Raw genomic sequence first — 20,252 nt, 5'->3', positions numbered from 1 at the left:
AATTGCTGAGTGTACGAAGGTTAAATAATCAAGACTTGATGCTGCACGAAAACAACTTTTCAGCGCCCTATTCTGATGCAAAACTGTCACCAAAAGAGAAGGCACGGTCAGATATTTTACGTAAATTTGTGCATCTAAAAAAGTAAAAAGAAAGAATGAATTCGTACAAAAATCCCCTTGAAGAGCGCTATTCAAGCAGGGAAATGCTGTATAATTTCTCGCCCGAAAATAAATTTCGCACTTGGCGAAAGCTGTGGATTGCACTGGCAGAAATTCAGCGTGACCTTGGACTGGATATCTCGGAGGAACAGATTGCTGAATTAAAGGCAAAAGCCGAAGAAATCGATTTTGAAGCGGCAGCTGTTTATGAAAAAAAGTTTCGGCATGATGTGATGGCACAAGTTCACACGTATGGTGATGCCGCGCCTTCCGCGAAAGGAATTATTCACCTTGGCGCCACGTCTGCCTTCGTAGGAGACAATACGGATTTAATTCAGCTCCGGGATGGTTTGCAGTTAATCCGCCGCCAGATGGTCAGCCTGATGAAAAAGTTGTCTGATTTCGCACTTCAATATAAGGATTTACCGACTCTTGGTTTCACACATTATCAGCCGGCGCAGCTCACCACCGTAGGAAAACGTGCGACGCTCTGGCTGCAGTCTTTGTTGCTGGATTTTGAAGAGCTGGAATTTTTCCTGGAAACGCTTCGTTTTCGCGGAGTGAAAGGTACTACTGGTACAGCAGCCAGCTTTCTGGAATTGTTTGAAGGTGACTACTCCAAGGTAAAGCATCTGGACAAAGAACTGTCTGCCCGGTTTGGTTTTACCAAAGTATTTGGCGTTTCGGGGCAGACTTACGACCGCAAGATTGATGCGAAAGTCACGGCCTTGCTGTCTAATATCGCACAGTCTGCACATAAATTTTCAAACGATTTGCGCTTGCTGCAAAATCTGAAAGAACTTGAAGAGCCTTTTGAGAAAGATCAGATTGGTTCCTCGGCGATGGCCTATAAACGAAACCCGATGCGTTCCGAAAGAATCGGCGCTCTGGCAAAATTCGTGATGTCCTTATCGTCCAGTTCGGCCATGGTTGCTTCTACCCAGTGGTTTGAACGAACACTGGATGATTCGGCTAATAAGAGATTAACGATTCCGCAGGCTTTCTTGGCTGTAGATGCTATTTTGCTGATCTGGAATAATATCATGTCCGGATTGGTGGTCTATGAAAACCGCATTAATAAACATATTATGGAAGAGTTACCGTTCATGGCAACCGAGTACGTAATTATGGAAGAGGTGAAAGCCGGTGGTGACCGCCAGGAAATTCATGAAACCATTCGCGTGCATTCCATGGAAGCCAGCAAACAGGTGAAGATGGAAGGAAAAGCGAACGACCTGATGGAAAGGCTGCAGAATGACAGCAGTCTTAAAATGGACAAATCGGAATTGGGAAAAATCATGGATCCCGTCAATTTCATAGGGTTTGCGCCGGTGCAGACTGAAGAGTTTATCCGGCATGAGGTTCAGCCTGTGCTGGAGCGATACAGCGACCTTGTATCTGACGGCGAAATCGACCTTAAAGTTTAAATAAAATCATGCAGCTTCTTCGGCTGCATTTTTAATTAAATGCTGTTCCTGTTTTTAAGAAATTACAGTTGCAGTTTTTAGATATAAATTACATGAAAAAAAGAATTTTTGTAGAAAAGCGTGGCCTGTTTGATGTGGAAAGCCCAAAGCTGATGCATGAAATTAAAGATATTGCACCTTCTGCGCGGGATCTGAAGGTATATAACATCTATGATGTTTTTGGTGTAACCGACGAAGAGTTTCAGCAGGTAGTCTATAATACATTTGCTGATCCGGTTACCGATATTTTGCATGAAGAAAATCCTGCCCAGAACCAATTTTTTGCCTCCGAATTTTTACCCGGACAGTTTGATCAGCGGGCCGATTCCGCACAGCAGTGTATAACCTTGCTTACCGGCAATAATCAATCCGTGGTTCGCAGCGGAAAACTGTACGATTTTGCGGGTATCAACGAGCGGGAACTTCGCACAGTCAAAGATTTTATTATTAATAAAGTTGAGTCGCAGGAAAAAGACCTTCATCAGCTGGAAATACCGCAACAGAGCGCGCCGGAAGAAATTGTTATTTATGATGATTTCATCAATTTTTCCCAAGAGGAACTTTCTACTTTTTATGAAAAAGAAGGTTTTGCTTTCGGACTGGATGATCTGGCTTTAATTCAAAATTATTTTAAGTCTGAAAACCGTAACCCGACCGAAACAGAGCTGAAGGTCCTCGATACTTATTGGAGCGACCACTGCCGGCATACCACTTTTGAAACAGAACTGACCGACATTACCTTTGAAGGGGATTTTAAGGAAACTTTAGAAAATATATTTGCCCACTATCTTTCCACAAGAGCAGAGCTGGGCCGTGAGCAGAAACCACTCACGCTGATGGATTTAGCGACCGTATGCGGCAGATATTTCAGAAAAACCGGACAGCTGGAGGATTTGGTGATTTCTGATGAAATTAACGCCTGCACCATTAAGGTAGATGTGGAATACGACGGAAAGTCAGAACCATGGTATTTGTTATTTAAAAATGAAACCCATAATCATCCAACTGAGATTGAGCCATTTGGCGGAGCCTCAACCTGTCTCGGCGGAGCGATTCGTGATCCTTTATCCGGTCGCGCGTTCGTGTATCAGGCTATGCGCTTATCCGGCGCTGCAGATATTCTGGAACCTGTATCTTCCACCATTCCCGGAAAACTGCCGCAACGGCAGATCAGCCAGCAGGCAGCGAACGGTTATTCGTCCTACGGCAATCAGATCGGACTTGCCACAACGCAGGTTAGCGAAATTTATCACGAAGGATACCGCGCTAAACGCATGGAAGTTGGCTTCGTTGTCGGTGCGGTGCCTCAGGATGCCGTTCGTCGGGAAAAACCTCAGCCCGGTGATGTAGTCATTCTTTTGGGCGGTGCCACAGGAAGGGATGGTGTAGGCGGTGCTACCGGCAGTTCAAAGGAGCAGGATGAAACTTCTATTCATACACTGGCGACCGAAGTTCAGAAAGGTAATCCGGTGGAAGAACGAAAGGTTCAGCGGTTGTTCCGTCATCCGGAGGTAACCACTTTAATTAAAAAATCAAATGATTTTGGTGCCGGCGGTGTTTCAGTCGCTATTGGTGAAATAGCGGATTCGCTTGAAGTCAACCTGGATGTACTGCCCTTAAAATATGAAGGCCTGAACGGAACAGAACTCGCTATTTCCGAATCTCAGGAGCGAATGGCAGTGGTGGTGGCTGCCACCGATGCTGATAAATTTATCCGTTTCTGCGCAAAAGAAAACATTAAAGCTGTTGAAGTTGCCAAGGTCACGGACAGCGGCCGCATGCAGATGTACTGGCGCGGAAAGAAGATCGTGGATCTGCAGCGCTCGTTTCTGGATACCAACGGATGCCAGAAACAACAGCAGGTAGAAATTGGCCATTTACAACCAGTTCAGCTGGAAGAACCTTTGTTTACAGAAGAAAATTTCCTGGAAGCGCTGGCAGAAAAGAATATTGCCTCCCAAAAAGGACTTTCGGAAATGTTTGATGCCTCCGTGGGCGGCACAACGGTAGCGATGCCGTTCGGCGGCCGATTCCAGCAAACACCGATGGAAGGCAGTGTGCAAACATTACCGGTACAAAACGCCACCTCGGTGGAAACCGTATCGCTGGCCAGCTGGGGTTTTGATGCGGAGATCTCCGCGCAAAACTCGATGATCGGTGCTGCCAATGCAGTGGTGGAAAGTGTGGCAAAAATTGTGGCAATGGGCGGTGATTATCGCCGTATCCGTTTAAGCTTTCAGGAGTATTTTGAAAAGCTGGGCGATGATCCGTACAAGTGGGGGAAGCCGTTGGCCTCTTTGCTGGGAGCATATGATGCACAAATGCATCTTGGCGTGGCAGCTATTGGTGGTAAAGACTCCATGAGCGGCACCTACCAGAATCTTCATGTGCCACCGACGCTGATTTCGTTCGCATGTGCGCCCGGTAACAAGTCAGATATCATTTCACCGGAGTTTAAAAAGAGCGGTAATTATATCTACTACTTCCAGCATATTCCTCAGGAAAATGGTTTGCCGGATTACGACCAGCTGAAAAATATTTTTGAGTTTTTGCATGAAAATATCGAAGCGAAAAGTATAGTTTCAGTGAAGACCGTTAAAGAAGGCGGCCTTGCTGTTGCGCTTGCCAAGATGACTTTTGGTAATCAGTTGGGTGCCCGCATTGACATTAACGAAAGCTTCCTTTTAAAGAAAGAATGTGGAAGCCTGGTCGTTGAATCTACGGTGCGGCTCGATCATCTTCTTCTTCAATTAATAGGTGAAGTACAGCATCAAAAAGCGCTCATAATCAATGGAAAAGAATACGATACCCAAAAATTACATGAAGCATGGACCGGGACATTTAAGAGTATTTTCCCAACGCGTGAACCAAGCCAGATCATGGTGGAGTTCCCGGAAGTAACCCAGATTCAGGCGAGAAACATCAGAAGAAAAGCAGCACATCCTACAGCTGCGCCACGGGTCTTTCTGCCACTTTTCCCCGGGACCAACTGTGAGTACGAGACACAAAATGCTTTCAGAAAAGAAGGTGCGGACGTCCATAGTTTGCCGCTGGTAAATCTGAATAATGATTTGCTGCAGGAAACCCTTGATCAGTGGGTGACAGAAATTAATCGGTCGCAGATCTTAGTTTTCTCCGGTGGGTTTTCAGCAGGGGATGAGCCCGACGGGTCGGCGAAGTTTATCGTGAACGCACTTAAGAATGAAGCCATGCGCGAAGCGATTCACAAACTTCTGGAACGTGACGGGTTGATTTTGGGAATTTGTAATGGATTCCAGGCTTTGGTTAAATCAGGTTTGCTGCCGTATGGTGAAATCCGCGATCTGGATCAGGAGTCACCGACTTTAGCGCATAATGCCATCGGCCGGCATATTTCCCAAATGGTCCGCGTACGTGTGACCAGCGATAACAGTCCGTGGCTTTCAGGGATGCAAGGGCAGGAGTACACAATTCCGATCTCGCACGGGGAAGGACGCTTTATGGCGCCGGAGCAAGTGCTTAAAAATCTGTATGAACAAGGCCAGATTGCAACGCAGTACATAGACCTGGCAGGAAATATTGCACATGGAATGCCGTTTAATCCAAATAATTCTTTGTTTGGGATTGAAGGAATCACTTCGGCCAGCGGACAGATTTATGGACGAATGGGACATACCGAAAGATTCAGTGCCGGCCTGATGAAAAACATTCCGGACGCTTCTTACCACAATATTTTTAAAAACGGAGTAGAGTATTTTAAATAATATAAGCTATTAATATTATATAATGCATTTAAAAGCTCTTTTGCTTATATTTGAAAGATGATTGCTGTTATCACGGGAGATATTATTAATTCAGAAAGCAAACCGGCAGAAAAATGGCTGCCGGCTCTGAAAAGCCTGCTTCAGCAATGGGGCAGTACACCTGCTGACTGGGATCTTTACCGGGGAGACGAGTTTCAGTTGAAATGCAAAACAGAAGATGCGCTGCAATGCAGTTTGCTCATTAAATCTTTGCTGCGAACTACCGCACAACTCGACGCCAGAATAGCCATTGGAGTCGGTGAGGAAACGTTTACCGGTGCAAGCATTACTGAATCCAACGGAACAGCGTACGTGAATTCCGGCCGACTACTGGATACGCTTACTGTTTCCGGTGATACGCTGGCCATCAGCACAGACGATCCGTTACTGGATGCCGATATCAATATCATGCTGCGCTGGGCACTTTTGCAGTTTGATCAGTGGACTCCCGCGGTGGCTCAGATCATTCATCGGTTATTGCTGAATCCCGGTGCGACCCAGGAAAGCTTGGCTCGGGAATTAACGATCTCGCAGTCTTCCGTAAGCCAGCGCTTGAAGCGTGCTCATTTTGACTTAATAAAGCAAACCGACACGTATTACAGAACCAAAATCCAACAGTTGCAATGATATTCATCCCACTGATATTAGCGCATTTGCTCGGTGACTTCTTTTTACAGCCGGATCATTGGGTGCGGGATAAAGAGCGAAAAGGAGCCAGAAGTAAATATCTGTATCTGCATGTCCTGCTTCATATGGCGCTGGCCGCAGTATTCCTGTGGAATGCCGAGCTGTGGAATGTCGGGCTGTGGTGGGTAGTACTGTTTATCGGAATCAGCCATGGGATTATTGACTGGCTGAAAATCACTTTTCAAAAACCGAAAACCAAAAGGAGGTGGTTTTTTCTGGATCAGCTGGCACATCTGCTGGTGATTGCAGCAATTAGTTTAGGAATCATAGGCTGGACAAAAATAAAGTTCTTCGTAACTCCCGAAATAATTACGGTGGTAACCGGAGCGCTCTTCCTGTTGTTGCCCTCTTCTATTATGATCAAAACGGCTATTTCCGGCTGGACTCCTACGGCATTGCCACCCGAACAACTCGAAACCGATTCGCTGGCTAATGCCGGAAAATATATCGGCATGCTGGAAAGACTGCTCGTCTATATTTTTGTGCTCACCGGACACTGGGAAGGCGTAGGATTTATGATTGCTGCCAAATCAGTATTTCGTTTCAGTGATTTAGCGCAGGCACGACAGCGAAAGCTTACCGAGTATGTGCTGATTGGTACCTTGCTCAGTTTCGGTGCAGCCGTAGTAACGGCACTTGCCGTACAATATTATCTAAAATGAAACTAATATAAAAGTACTATGACTAAAGGAAACATGCTTTATGAAGGAAAGGCAAAGCAGGTTTTTGAAACTGATAATCCCAATGAAGTGATTGTCCGTTTTAAAGATGATGCTACCGCCTTCAACGCACAAAAGAAAGGCAACGTGGACCTGAAAGGCGAAATGAACAATGCCATTACCACGCTGATCTTTGAATACTTAAATAAAAAAGGAATTCCCACCCATTTCATTAAGCAACTGGATGAACGCGAACAGTTGGTAAAAAAGGTACAGATCATTCCGCTGGAAATGGTGGTGCGCAATTATTCAGCCGGCAGCATGGCGCAGCGCCTCGGGGTAGCAGAGGGGATCAAATCGCCGGTGACCATTTTCGATCTTTGTTATAAAAAAGATGAGTTGGGCGATCCGCTGATTAATGACCATCATGCTGTTTTTCTGGGTGCCGCCACCTACGATGAACTCGATGAAATGTATGAACTCACCTCCGACATTAATGATATATTAATTGAACTTTTTGCGCAAATTAATATCATACTGGTGGACTTTAAAATTGAACTGGGCCGCACACCGGACGGTAAAATAATTCTGGCAGATGAAATCTCGCCGGATACCTGCCGCCTCTGGGACCGCGACACCATGAAAAAACTCGATAAAGACCGTTTCCGCCGAGACTTAGGTGAGGTCACCGAAGCTTATGTGGAAATATATGAGCGCCTGAAAAAACATTTGCACGGCGCATAAAGAAATCAACTCTTTAATGAAAAACATTGCAAAGTTCAGAACGGAGTATCTGAACTCTTTTAAAGAAAATACATACGGCCGAAATCTGCTCAAAACAGAAGATCCCTGGGACGCGCCGCAGGAAGAGTGCGGTATTTTTGGGTTGTATTCCAGTGAAGATCTGGATACCTTCTCACTGTCGCAGTTTGGTCTGTTTGCCCTGCAGCATCGCGGGCAGGAAGCCTGTGGGATTTCGGTAATGAATAAAAGCAAAATCTTTAACTTAAAAGATGAAGGCCTGGTGCTGGACGTTTATAAAGAAATTCGCGATCCGGAAACATTTATGGGTAATGCAGCGATTGGCCATACCCGATACACAACAGCCGGCGATAAGAAAAAATACAACTACCAACCTTTCTTTGCCAAAAACGAGTACGACCAGATTATTCTATCTATCGCTCACAACGGTAATCTAACCAACGCGCGCGAACTCAAAGCAGAGCTGGAAACAGAAGGCGTGGTGTTTAAAGCAACCTCGGATTCAGAAGTTATTCTGCGCCTGATTCAGAAAAACCTGGACTTAGGACTGCGCGCGGCCATCCGGACAACAATGGAAAAAATCAAAGGTGCCTATTCTGTTGTAGGTATGACACGAAATAAATTTTTTGCCTTTCGGGATTTCCACGGTATTCGTCCGCTGGTGCTGGGTGCCATTGACGAAAAAACCTATGTAGTAGCATCGGAAACGGTGGCACTGGATGCGGTTGGTGCCCAGTTTGTGCGGGATATTTTGCCAGGCGAAATTGTTTTTACCCATGAAAATGAACCGGGCCTGCAAAGTTTCGTCGTGAAGGAAAATTGTGAGCAACGTATCTGCGCTTTCGAATACATTTATTTCGCGCGCCCGGATTCCACATTGGAGGGAATTAACGTTCACGAAATCCGGGAAAAATCCGGTGCGAAGATCTGGGAGCAGGCACCCGTGGAAGCAGATTTGGTTTTAGGTGTTCCTGACTCGGGCGTGCCGGCAGCTATTGGTTTCTCAGTAGCCTCGGGCATTCCGTTCCGGCCTGTTTTAATTAAGAACAGGTATATCGGGCGCAGTTTCATTATTCCGACGCAGGAAATGCGCGAGCGGATCGTGAACCTGAAGCTTAATCCCATTATTTCTGAAATTAAAGATAAACGCGTGGTGATTATTGACGATTCGATCGTGCGTGGGACCACGTCTAAAAGACTGGTGAAAATTCTGAAAGATGCGGGTGTCAAGGAAATCCATTTCCGCAGCGTTTCGCCGCCGATTATCGCACCGTGTTATCTGGGAATTGATACGCCTTCCAAAGATGATTTAATTTCCGCTAACATGACCAAAGAAGAACTGCGTGAGTATCTCGGCGTGGATTCACTGGAATTTCTGAGCATGGACAGTCTGCGTGAAATTTTGGGCAGTTCCAATCACTGCTTCGGTTGTTTCACCGGCGAATATCCGGTGCCGAAAGGAGAGGACATTGTTATGTTTTAAATAAAAAAGGTTGAGCATTAAGCTCAACCTTCCTTTTGTTATATATAAGGGTTGTGTTTTAGAATTTGTAAGCCAGACCTACCTGGAATACGTTGTTCTTTACTGCATCGGAACCACTTGGACGGTCCTTGGCAATATCTGATAAACCTGCGGTATATCTTGCAGTCAGACCTACGTTTGGTGTAAAGTAATATCCTGCACCTAAACCTACACCAAAGTTAAAGGTGTTGAAATTGTCAGTACTAATATCACTTGTTACAGTTCCAGTTGTATTGCCGTTCTCAGTGCTTTTTAATTTATCTTTTGCACTGACCATCAGACCAAACTCAGGACCTGCTTCCAGGTAAAATGCTGGGGTAGCGTTATACTGGAACATAACAGGTACAGTAATATAATCTAAATGTCTGGCATATTCAGTTCTGTAGGTTGTATTACCAACGTCAGTTTTTGTTAATGTTACTTTAGAACCTAAATTATTGTACAAAATTTCCGGCTGAATGCTGAAGTTTTCTGCAATTGGTGCATTCATAAACACACCCGCATTGAAACCAATTTTTGAACTTTGGTCGCTCAGCGTTGCATCGTCAGAAAGTGATGAAACGTTCATACCAGCTTTGATCCCGAATTGTTGTGCAAATGCTAATGATCCCATTACGACAGCTGCACTTAAAAATAACTTTTTCATAATTTCAAATTTTCAAATTGTTTTGGCTGGGTTGATTAAATAATCAGGCGCCAGCCTTTTTTAAATTTTTTGTTTTACGACAACAACATTCGCAAACGCTGTGCCAAAGAAATTTTAAAAAATGAAAAATTAAACGCGTGTTTAATCAAATAATTTTATAAGAACCTTATAATCAAGTGATTAAGTTTTGGTCAAAATAGTATTCTATAAATAACAGATCGTTTTGTGCCAGAAAAGAACTAGCTCTTTTTCGCTAGTGTTTTATAAAATGTAATAGATTCTAAAACTAAATCTGCTCTGATTTCTACATCAAAAACGGCCGTTCCGATCGCTTTTAACAGCACGAAAAGAATTTGATTTTGATTGTTCTTTTTGTCGTTCTGCATCAGTTGCATCAGTTCCTCTTCATTGATTTCAGCTAAATCGATCAGCGGAAACCATCGCATCAGTGCACTGATGATTTCTTCCGCGGTTTCCTGCTCCAGCGAGCCGGCCTGTACAGACAAATACGTTTCGCAAATCATGCCGGCAGCCACTGCCTCGCCATGCAGCAGCGGACGGTTTTCTGCGAGGAACAAACTTTCTATGGCGTGACCGATGGTATGACCGAAATTTAAAATTTTGCGTTGGCCCTGCTCGGTAAAGTCAGATTCCACCACCTGTTTTTTAATATTCATTGAGGTTTGAATGTGTGGCGCGAGCTGATCTGTGGTAAGCTCTCTTAATTGGCTAAGCGCCTGCCAGTGTTTGGCATCTGCAATTAAACCATGCTTCAGCATTTCCGCAAAACCACTGCGAAGTTGTTCAAAAGGAAGGGTCTTCAGGAAATCGGGAAAAAGGAAAATTTGCTTCGGGAGAGAAAAGGTGCCGATGACATTTTTAAGAAAAGCGTGATCAATCCCGGTTTTGCCACCGATCGAAGCATCGCACATCGCCAGCAGGGTGGTTGGTAAGTGCACGAACCGCAGGCCACGTTTATAAGTAGCAGCAATAAAGCCGCCCATATCTGTAATAACGCCGCCACCCACATTGATCATCAGCGCTTTTCGGTCAGCCTTAAAGTGGATCAGGATATCCCACAATTGCGCTGCTGTGTCGAGCGTTTTCATTTCTTCACCTGCGGCAATTTCTATGATTTCAAACGGAATTTCAGTTTCCAGCTCCGGCAGCAAAACAGGCAGACAATTCTCGTGCGTATGCTCATCGCACAGGATAAATATTTTTGAAGGTTTTTCGGTTTTCAAATATTGGTTGAGCTGCATGAAACTGCGATCCAGGGAAGAAATCATATGATGAAATTTCTCACAAAAATAAGGTTTAATTTAGTTTCGGCATTGGCGTTATATTGCTAAATTTGCGTTACTTTTTTAATTCCCGAAATGAACATTTTTAATGATACCCAGACTGCTTTTGCAGACAAGTCTGATGCGCAACTCAAGAAAGCTTTCTGGATGTTCAAAGCCATTGAAAAACCAACACTTACACGCTTTGGTATTTCAGCACTTAATTTTAGTGTGAAAAGCAGCCTTCCATTCGTGACCGGCATTGTGAAGAACACCTTATTCGAACAGTTTTGCGGCGGTGAAACCCGCGAAGAAAGTATGAAGGTGGTGGACCAAATGTACAAACACCATATTGGCAGTATCTTCGATTACGCGATTGAAGGAAAGGCAGAGGAAGCAGTTTTTGACCAGACCTGCCGTGAAATCAAGGAAAACATCAGATTCGCAGCCGGAAATCCTGCCATTCCTTTTGTGGTTTTTAAACCAACCGGTTTCGGCCATATCGATATTTATGAAAAGGTAGGTGCAAATAAGCAACTGACCGAAGCGGAGCAACAGGAATGGAACCGCGTCGTGAAGCGCTATGAAGAAGTTTGCCAGCTGGCGTTTGATCAGTATGTGGTTATTATGGTCGATGCGGAAGAAACCTGGATGCAGGACGCCACGGACGAATTGGTAAATCAAATGATGGAGCGCTTTAATAAACAAAAAGCAATTGTTTGGAACACCATTCAGATGTACCGCACCGGACGTATTGAATATTTAGAAAAAGACCTTGCCCGCGCGACTGAAAAAGGATATTACCTTGGGTATAAGTTTGTGCGCGGCGCTTATATGGAAAAAGAACGATTGCGTGCGTCCGAAAGAAATTACCCGGATCCGATCCAGCCAACCAAGCAGGCTTCCGATGATAATTACAATGCCGCGATTGAATTTACCATGAATCACCTCGACCGTGTTTCTGCCTTCTTTGGAACCCATAACGAGGAGTCGACCGCTTTGGTAATGAAAAAAATGGCTGAAATGAATCTGCCGAATGATCATCCGAATGTGTGGTTTGGTCAGCTCTACGGTATGAGTGATAATATTACCTATGTGCTGGGCGCGAAGAAATACAATGTTTGCAAATACCTTCCGTACGGACCAGTAAAAGATGTGGTGCCTTACCTTACAAGACGTGCACAGGAGAACACCTCCGTAGCAGGGCAAACCGGCCGTGAGCTGGGCTTGATCGCGAAGGAACTTAAAAGACGACACGAACAGAAAAGCTAATTGCGTATAATTTTGTTATAATGCTTTTTGAAGTATAAAGACGGAGTGTATCCGTCTTTTTTTATGATATTTTAAGAAAGAAAAATGCCTTAATTTTAGTAAATTTGTAAGTAGCATCTAGTAGTACTTTGCTGCTGTTTTTGAATTATTATTTTACGAAAATATACATGTTAACATACGCTCAGATCATATTACCATTAAATCTTTCGGGAACTTTTACCTATACAGTGCCGGAAGATCTGGTCAAAAAATTACAGCCCGGGATGCGGGTGCTGGTTCCATTTCGTGGCAAGAAAATTTATACAGGGATCGTATTTGGTATTCATCAGCAAAAGCCGGAAACCTTCGTGCCGCGAGAACTGATCACTCTTCTGGATGAACAGCCGATTTTACCACCGGAGCAGTTGAAATTCTGGAACTGGCTGTCCGAGTACTATCTATGTAACCTGGGAGAAATTTACCGCTTTGCCTTTCCTGCTTCCCTTAAGCTCGAAAGCGAAACATATCTTAAATTAAAACCAAACGCAGTCATAAAGCTTGAACAGCTGGAGGTGAATGAAGTGTATCTTATCCAGGCGCTGGAAGTGCGGCAAGTCATTAACCTTACCGATATTGAAGCTTTCATCCCAAAAAAAGATATCATCCGCACCATCAATTCACTGATTGACCTGCAGTATATAGAAATTGATGAGAAGATAAAGGAGAAATATAAAGCCAGGGAAGTGGCTTATGTGCAAATTAACCGTGACCGCGTGACGCCGGAGTTCTTGCCGGAAGTATTGTCTTTCCTGAAACGGTCACCAAAGCAGCAGGAACTTTTTCTGCATATCCTGCATGAAGAAACGGAAACCGGTGTGCCGATTAAAAAGTCGGATTTATTTTCAGATGCTCATTTTGCTTATGCACAGCTAAAAGGGCTGGCTGAAAAAGGACTGGTTACGGAGCACGTGCAACAGGAAGACCGCCTGGATCAGTACGCTGGCGAACAGGAAGAGTTGGAACCGCTTACCCCTTCTCAACTGGAAGCGCTGGCTGAAATTACCGGTGCTTTTAAAGAAGATAAAAATGTACTCCTGCACGGCATTACTTCTTCGGGCAAAACGCACCTGTATGCCGAAAAGATCGAGGAAATTGCGGCACAAGGAAAAAACGTGTTATTGCTATTACCTGAGATTGCACTGACCAAACAAATCGTACGCCGGCTTGAAAAAAAATACGGAAATCAACTCGGCTATTACCATCAGAAACTCACTGACTTTGAAAGGGTAGAGGTCTGGCGCAAAGTGCACAATAATGAAATCCGGATTTTGATAGGTACGCGTAATGCTTTATTCCTGCCTTTTACAAATCTCGGACTTGTAGTAGTTGATGAAGAACATGACACTGCCTATAAACCCCGCGAAGTGAATCCTTATTTCAATGCGCGGGATGCGGCGCAGGTTTTTGCGAAATATTACGGCGCACATGTTATTCTGGGTTCTGCCACGCCGTCGGTGGAAACGTATTATGCCGCGCGGAAAGGGGTTCTGCACTATGTGTATTTAGGCGAGCGATATGGTAAGGTTGCGGTTCCCAACTTCGAACTCATAGATTTCAAGGAAGAGCAGGACGCAAAAACCGTTTTCGGCAGTTTCTCGCAACCCTTGATTAAATCGATTCAGCAAGAGCTTGATGAACAGAAGCAAACCATGGTGCTGCATAACCGCCGTGGCTATGCGAATGTGGTGGAGTGCGAGAGTTGTGGTCACGTAACCTACTGCTCCAATTGTGATGTGGTAATGACGTACCACAAGTCCACCAATGAGATGAAATGCCATTACTGCGGCCACAAGGCGGCAAAGCCTGCCATTTGTCCCAAATGCCATTCGGAAAACCTGAATGTGCGCGGCGTGGGCGTTGAGCAGATTCACGAGGAAGCCGAAAGGCTTTTTCCGGATGCTGAAGTTGATCGCATGGATGTGGACTCGATGCGTCGCAAATATGCCTATGAAAAACTCTACGAAAAACTGGAGAAAGGCGAAACTGATATTCTGGTGGGCACCCAGATGATCGCCAAAGGTCTGGACTTCGAAAATATTGAACTGGTGGCCGTGCCGCGTGCAGACTCGATGTTGTACGTTCAGGATTTTCGGGCAGAAGAACGCGCTTACCAACTGCTGACGCAGGTTGCGGGACGTGCCGGTAGGGTTTCGGGCAAAGGGAGGGTCTTGGTACAGACTTTCAATCCGCAGCATCAGGTCTTTCAGTTGCTCAAAGAGCAGAATGTGGAAGCTTTATACGATCACATGCTGGAGGAAAGGAAAAAGTTTCATTATCCGCCCTTCGTCAAACTTATTCTTATTGAGCTGAAGCACCGGCGGGAAGATAAAGTAAACCGGGCCGCGCAGTTCATGGGTTCTGTCTTAAGAAAATATCTGCCGGAGGAATGTGTGCTGGGTCCTGAAAAAGCGCCAATTGCCCGACTCAATCTTATGTATCAATATCAGCTGATGCTGAAATTGCCGCGCGGAAAAAAATATCCGGAATATAAAAAGCTGGTGCTCAAAAGTTTCGAAGAGTTTGAAGAAGTAACTGCGTACCAAAGCATCAAGCGGTCGGTATATGTTGACTTTTAACAAATATTAACAAAGTTTACAAAGTTTTACCGTTGCCAGGCGGGTATCCGTTGGCAATAATCAGTACTTTTGAGCGTTTGAAAGAAAATTTGTTTTGATAAACCTTTTCTTTTACCATTTAAAAATAAGAAACTTACGTTTAAATGATTAATCTTAAAAAACTACTGACCGGTTCTGCTCTTGCCTTTTCAGCAATCTTTTACAGTCAGGGAACCTTCACTAATCTTCCGTCCAATTATAATACCGCTTCTTCTGAAGCTGCTCCGGAAAAGTTACTTTCAGCGAAGGAGCTTGTAGATATCAAGCTTAATGCCATGATGAATGATCCGGTGCTGCGAAATGCAAACTGGGGTTTTGTCGTATATGATCCGAAGACCAAGAAAGTCATCAGTTCGTATAATGAGCATGCTTCGCTCATCCCGGCTTCCACCACGAAACTACTTACAACGGATACGGCGATGAGTATGCTCGGTGAAGATTTCCGCTGGATCACGCAGCTGGAATATTCCGGAGAAATTGATGCGAACGGCGTATTGCAGGGAAATCTACACATTATCGGAAGCGGTGATCCGTCCTTGGGAACCAATAAAGGCGGCGCTTATGCCTACCGACAAATTATTGCTGATTTTGCCGGCGCTATGGCCGACCGGGGTATCAAAAAAGTGGCGGGTGATATCATAATCCAGACGGCACTCTTTAAAGTTAATAAAAACCAGAACCTGCCGGAAAATATTGTTTGGCTGGAAAACGGAAATTATTATCTGCCGGCCGGAACAACCTATGAAATCAATCCTAAAAATGAGAAACTGGTAGCGCGGCAGAAAAATCCATTCTCTGATCACAAAAGCTACTACTACATTTCACCTTATATTCAGAAAATTGTGTACGCTGATCAGTTTGAAGGCGGCTATCTCACTACTAAACTCCCTGATGCACCGGCGTACCTGGCCAATAACTTAAGAACTACGCTTGTAAAAAGTGGTTTGCCGGTAACCGGAAAAGTGGTGACACGCACGGCTGATCCCAACCCGGAAAAAAGAACAGTGATTACCAGATACGAGAGTCCCACTTTGGCGGAAATCATCGGGTATACCAATCTGCACAGCGATAACGCTTTATCAGAAGCAATGCTGAGAATGGTGGGGTTTCAAAAATACGGTGACCAAACACTGGAAAGCGGCCGTAACGCGGTGATGAGTCACCTGAGAGCAGTTTCATTCGATACCGATGGTCTGAATTATTTTGACGGCAGCGGACTTTCCCGTAATAACGTGGTTACTCCAATCTCCCAGGTGAAGTTTCTTGCCAATCTGATGAACGAGAATTACTACCGCACGTTCCGTAATACCTTGCCTGTTGGCGGACAAACCGGTACGCTTCGCCGCACTTTCAACACGGTGGGTAACGGACAAATCTTTGCAAAAACCGGTACGCTGAACCGTGTGAAGACACTTGCCGGATACATGGAAACCAATACCGGCCGGACCCTTGTTTTCTCACTGCTGATTAATAATTACAGCGGTTCCGTAGATCAGGTGAAATCGCGGATGGAGCAAATCCTGGAACCTGCGCTGCAATTGTAGAATAATTCTTAAATATTTGAAAAACCTTCCCAAACCGGAAGGTTTTTTTATCTTTATTAAAAATTTTATATGAAACAAATATATCTGTTGATGTTGTCGTGCTGCGGTTTGAGTGTCGTGGCGCAGCAGATGGACGTACAGAAAATGCGTGCCGCAGAAGCAAACCGGTATTCTAAAATGATTACTTATAACGTAAATCCAAATACACTTAATTACGATTTACTATACCAAAGGCTGGAGCTCAACCTGGATCCGGCAGCGCGCTATATCAGCGGCGATGTGACCAGTCATTTTAAAGCAAACTCGGTGATGTCTGAAATGTATTTTGACTTTTCTACAAATCTCACCGTATCACAGGTAAAATATAAAGGGCAGCCGGTCTCATTCAGTCAATTATCCACCAAGGAGATCAAAATTCAGCTCGGGCAGTCTTTAGCGGCGGGTGCCGTTGATTCGCTGACGATTTCGTACGCCGGAACGCCGGGAGCCTACGGCAGTGCCGGAGACGCATTTGCCATTTCCACCCAGGGAGGAACGCCGGTCCTCTATACTTTAAATGAACCTTATGGCGCGCAGGAATGGTTTCCCACCAAGCAGAGCATGAATGATAAGATTGAAAAAGTGGATCTGGTTATTACAACTCCGGGCGCGTACAGCGTTGCCGGAAACGGGAAACTCGTATCGGAAACTACGCTACCCGATGGTAAAAGACGCACCTTCTGGCAGACCAATTATCCGATTCCGGCATACCTTATTGCTGTAGGTATTACGAATTACGTCAAAATAAACGACACGATGGGCACGCCGCCTTTTCCATTTGTGAACTACGTTTATCCTTCCACGGCAAATAACAATTCGGCGATGAATAATATTGCGTGGACAAAAGAAGCGATGAATCTCTTCGAAACTTATTTCGGTCCTTATCCCTACCGCGAGGAAAAGTACGGCCACATGCAGTTCAACTGGGGCGGCGGAATGGAGCATGCTACCATGTCGTCTATGGGCAGTTTTGGTAAAGGGCTCATCGCGCATGAACTGGCGCATCAGTGGTTTGGGGATAAAGTCACCTGCAAAACCTGGAATGAGATCTGGCTCAATGAAGGTTTCGCTACCTTCGGCGAACATCTCGTGAATGAAAAACTGCTGATGTCCGCGTCGCAGTTTCAAAATTATCTGCAGGGAGAGATGGATTATATCACTTCCTCAGCGGGAGGATCGGTGTACGTGGCCGATTCGCAGCTTGGCAATACAGACGCTGTTTTCAGCGGGCGTTTAAGCTACTCAAAAGCAGGCTACGTTGTTCGCATGATGAAATGGATTTTAGGTGAAGAGGTATTTTATCAGGCACTCAAAGATTTTCACAACCGGCCGCAACTGGCCTATTCCTACGCCGGAACAGAAGATTTGGAAAACTCTGTTTTGCAGACTTCCGGGGTTGATTTATCAGGTTTTTTCCAGGACTGGATTTACGGTCAGGGGTACCCGTCCTATCAGATTAAATGGAATCAGACCACGGCGCAGCAGCTCGTTATAAAAGTGAATCAAACCCAGAGTCATTCCTCTGTAAATTATTTTGAACTTCCGTTGCCGGTCAGAATTAAAGGCACCAATGGTGAAGTCCTCAACCTGAAACTTGAAAATTCTATGAATGGCCAGAGTTTTACCGTTCCGGTCAACTTCACTGTCAGTACAGTTACCTTTAATGACGAGAAACATTTGGTGACCCGGAACTCCACGGTAACGAAAGATGGGACTTTATTATCTGCAACGGATCCAACTGCTGAAAAGATGGCTGTATTTCCCAATCCGGTTCGTGATCTTTTATATATCAAAGGATTAAAAAACACAGAACAGTTTGAAATCTACAGCATCGACGGAAAACAAATTTTAGATGGCAAAACGTCAAATATGATTAATGTCCGTTCACTTCCGGCCGGACTTTACCTGCTGAAATTAGACCGGCAAACATTTAAATTTATTAAAGAATAGATGACCTAATCTTTATACATACATAGATTTCAGAGCCTGCGCATGCGGGCTTTTTTTCGTATTTTAGCGACACTAAATTATTACTATGATCTCCAATGAATTTCTGCAATCACTGCAATCAGAGCTTGAAAATATTAAACAGGACGGGCTGTATAAAACCGAAAGAATCATTACTTCCCCACAGAGTGCGGTAATCGAGGCGAACGGAAAGCAACTGCTGAATTTTTGCGCCAATAACTACCTCGGTCTTTCTAATAATGAACGGGTGATGAATGCTTCCAAGGCGGCTGTAGATTCACATGGATACGGAATGTCGTCTGTGCGTTTTATCTGTGGTACGCAGGATATTCATAAAGAACTGGAAAAGAAAATATCCGACTTTTTAGGCTTGGAGGACACTATTCTGTACGCAGCTTGTTTTGATGCAAACGGCGGTGTATTCGAACCTTTGTTCACGGCGGAAGATGCCATTATTTCTGATGAACTGAATCACGCTTCCATTATTGATGGCGTTCGTTTGTGTAAAGCAGCGCGATATCGCTATAAAAATAATGACCTCCGGGATCTGGAAGAGCAGTTAAAAATTGCTTCTGAGAAAGAGCACCGTTTCAAAATTATTGTGACCGACGGCGTTTTCTCAATGGACGGAATCGTAGCAGATTTGAAAGGCATCTGTGACCTGGCAGAAAAATATAAGTGTCTGGTGATGGTGGATGATTCCCACGCCACCGGTTTTATAGGTAAAACAGGCCGCGGTACGCATGAGGCAAATGATGTGATGGGCCGGGTCGATATTATTACATCTACTTTAGGAAAAGCACTGGGCGGTGCGCTGGGCGGTTTTACGTCCGGTAAAAAAGAAATTATTGATATGCTTCGTCAGCGTTCGCGTCCGTATTTGTTCTCCAACTCGCTGGCACCCGGTATTGTGGGTGCGGCCATCGAAGTGCTGGATATGTTGACAGAAGATACTTCCTTACGTGATAAAGTAATGGAAAATGCCGAATATTTCCGGGCAGAAATGAAAGTCAAAGGATTTGATATCCCGGACGGTGACGCTGCCATTGTACCGGTGATGTTGTACGATGCACCTCTAGCTCAGAAAATGGCTGAAAAATTAATGGATGAAGGAATTTACGTGATAGGTTTCTTCTTCCCGGTGGTGCCGCGCGGAAAGGCCAGAATCCGGGTGCAGTTATCAGCCGCGCATACCCGTGAACAACTGGATCAGGCGATCGAAGCGTTTACGAAAGTAGGTAAGGAGCTCGGCGTGATTTCCTGATTGACATGTAATATAACTTATAAAGTCCCGTCGCCACTGGTTTCGGGACTTTTTAAATTCACAAATCCGACATTTTAAAATATAAAACTATCTTAGCGGTAAACCCGGACGAACTATGTTTAGCAAACAGGAAGCACAGGCGATGAAGAAAGAATTCTGGACCGCTTTTGGAAAATCTTTTCCGCGGCAGTGGATTCTTTATGATACCCAGATTAAGGACTTTTCATTTAAATTCAATGCAGACAACAAGAAAGCAGAGGTATCTCTCGATATCGAAATGAAAGACGAACTGTTTCGTAATGCGTACTATGAAAAGATGGAGTCCCTGGAAAATATGCTGCAGGAGGAAGTTGGTTACGTTTATAAAAATGAATTTTATACACTGGAAAATGGCAAAGTAATCGCACGCTTCTGGACGGAGCTAACAGGCGTTTCTATTTATAATAAAAATACCTGGCGTGACATTTTCGAATTCTTTATTGAAAAGATGGAGGGTTTTGAACGTGTCTTTCTGGAGTACGAAGATTACATTAAAGACATGTGAC

The 20,252-nt window shown here is 44.6% G+C and carries 14 protein-coding genes; 12 read left to right on the top strand and 2 right to left on the bottom strand.

Annotation, left to right across the window (positions count from 1 at the left end; all coding sequences use genetic code 11):
- Positions 1 to 155 precede the first annotated feature (155 nt).
- The 6 genes from purB to purF all read left to right on the top strand — a co-directional run bounded on the left by purB (position 156) and on the right by purF (position 8,998).
- Complete coding sequence (gene purB / locus MVI27_RS00710) at positions 156 to 1,586, top strand: adenylosuccinate lyase (RefSeq protein WP_246958730.1); 1,431 nt, start codon at positions 156 to 158, stop codon at positions 1,584 to 1,586.
- 92 nt (positions 1,587 to 1,678) lie between these two features.
- A complete protein-coding gene (locus tag MVI27_RS00705) occupies positions 1,679 to 5,368 on the top strand; it encodes a phosphoribosylformylglycinamidine synthase (RefSeq protein ID WP_246958728.1) in 3,690 nt (1,229 codons plus the stop codon).
- Between the two features lie 57 nt (positions 5,369 to 5,425).
- On the top strand, positions 5,426 to 6,034 hold the full coding sequence (locus MVI27_RS00700; RefSeq protein WP_246958726.1) for a SatD family protein: 609 nt from the start codon (positions 5,426 to 5,428) through the stop codon (positions 6,032 to 6,034).
- Positions 6,031 to 6,756 (top strand): DUF3307 domain-containing protein, encoded by a 726-nt coding sequence (locus tag MVI27_RS00695; RefSeq protein ID WP_246958725.1) that lies wholly within the window; start codon positions 6,031 to 6,033, stop codon positions 6,754 to 6,756. The genes MVI27_RS00700 and MVI27_RS00695 overlap by 4 nt, the downstream gene beginning before the upstream one ends.
- Positions 6,757 to 6,774: 18 nt before the next feature.
- Entirely contained in the window at positions 6,775 to 7,497 is a 723-nt protein-coding gene (gene purC / locus MVI27_RS00690) for a phosphoribosylaminoimidazolesuccinocarboxamide synthase (protein ID WP_246958724.1), read from the top strand.
- 16 nt (positions 7,498 to 7,513) lie between these two features.
- Positions 7,514 to 8,998, top strand: a complete 1,485-nt coding sequence (gene purF, locus MVI27_RS00685) for an amidophosphoribosyltransferase (protein ID WP_246958723.1) — start codon at positions 7,514 to 7,516, stop codon at positions 8,996 to 8,998.
- Positions 8,999 to 9,056: 58 nt separating this feature from the next.
- Here the strand turns inward: purF and MVI27_RS00680 are convergent, their stop codons facing one another.
- Complete coding sequence (locus MVI27_RS00680) at positions 9,057 to 9,683, bottom strand: porin family protein (RefSeq protein ID WP_246958722.1); 627 nt, start codon at positions 9,681 to 9,683, stop codon at positions 9,057 to 9,059.
- 239 nt (positions 9,684 to 9,922) lie between these two features.
- Positions 9,923 to 10,972: a 3-dehydroquinate synthase gene (gene aroB / locus MVI27_RS00675; protein ID WP_246958721.1), complete on the bottom strand. Its 1,050-nt coding sequence runs from the start codon at positions 10,970 to 10,972 to the stop codon at positions 9,923 to 9,925.
- A gap of 90 nt (positions 10,973 to 11,062) precedes the next feature.
- Here aroB and MVI27_RS00670 point away from each other — a divergent pair, with 90 nt between their 5' ends.
- The 6 genes from MVI27_RS00670 to MVI27_RS00645 all read left to right on the top strand — a co-directional run bounded on the left by MVI27_RS00670 (position 11,063) and on the right by MVI27_RS00645 (position 20,251).
- Entirely contained in the window at positions 11,063 to 12,238 is a 1,176-nt protein-coding gene (locus tag MVI27_RS00670) for a proline dehydrogenase family protein (protein WP_246958720.1), read from the top strand.
- A 167-nt stretch (positions 12,239 to 12,405) separates the two neighbouring features.
- Positions 12,406 to 14,853 carry a replication restart helicase PriA gene (gene priA, locus MVI27_RS00665; RefSeq protein WP_246958719.1) on the top strand — a complete coding sequence of 816 codons (2,448 nt, stop codon included), beginning with the start codon at positions 12,406 to 12,408 and terminating at the stop codon, positions 14,851 to 14,853.
- A gap of 143 nt (positions 14,854 to 14,996) precedes the next feature.
- A complete protein-coding gene (gene dacB / locus MVI27_RS00660) occupies positions 14,997 to 16,436 on the top strand; it encodes a D-alanyl-D-alanine carboxypeptidase/D-alanyl-D-alanine endopeptidase (protein WP_246958718.1) in 1,440 nt (479 codons plus the stop codon).
- Positions 16,437 to 16,505: 69 nt separating this feature from the next.
- Complete coding sequence (locus tag MVI27_RS00655; protein ID WP_246958717.1) at positions 16,506 to 18,425, top strand: M1 family metallopeptidase; 1,920 nt, start codon at positions 16,506 to 16,508, stop codon at positions 18,423 to 18,425.
- Between the two features lie 85 nt (positions 18,426 to 18,510).
- Complete coding sequence (kbl, locus tag MVI27_RS00650) at positions 18,511 to 19,707, top strand: glycine C-acetyltransferase (RefSeq protein ID WP_246958716.1); 1,197 nt, start codon at positions 18,511 to 18,513, stop codon at positions 19,705 to 19,707.
- A gap of 115 nt (positions 19,708 to 19,822) precedes the next feature.
- Positions 19,823 to 20,251, top strand: coding sequence for a DUF4268 domain-containing protein (locus MVI27_RS00645; RefSeq protein WP_246958715.1), 429 nt, complete (start codon positions 19,823 to 19,825; stop codon positions 20,249 to 20,251).
- Position 20,252: the final 1 nt, after the last annotated feature.

It is taken from the genome of Chryseobacterium salipaludis (assembly GCF_022968825.1).
Taxonomy (GTDB): Bacteria; Bacteroidota; Bacteroidia; order Flavobacteriales; family Weeksellaceae; genus Kaistella; species Kaistella salipaludis.
Note: the sequence above shows the minus strand (reverse complement) of the source record. Positions and strands in the feature narration are given on the sequence as shown.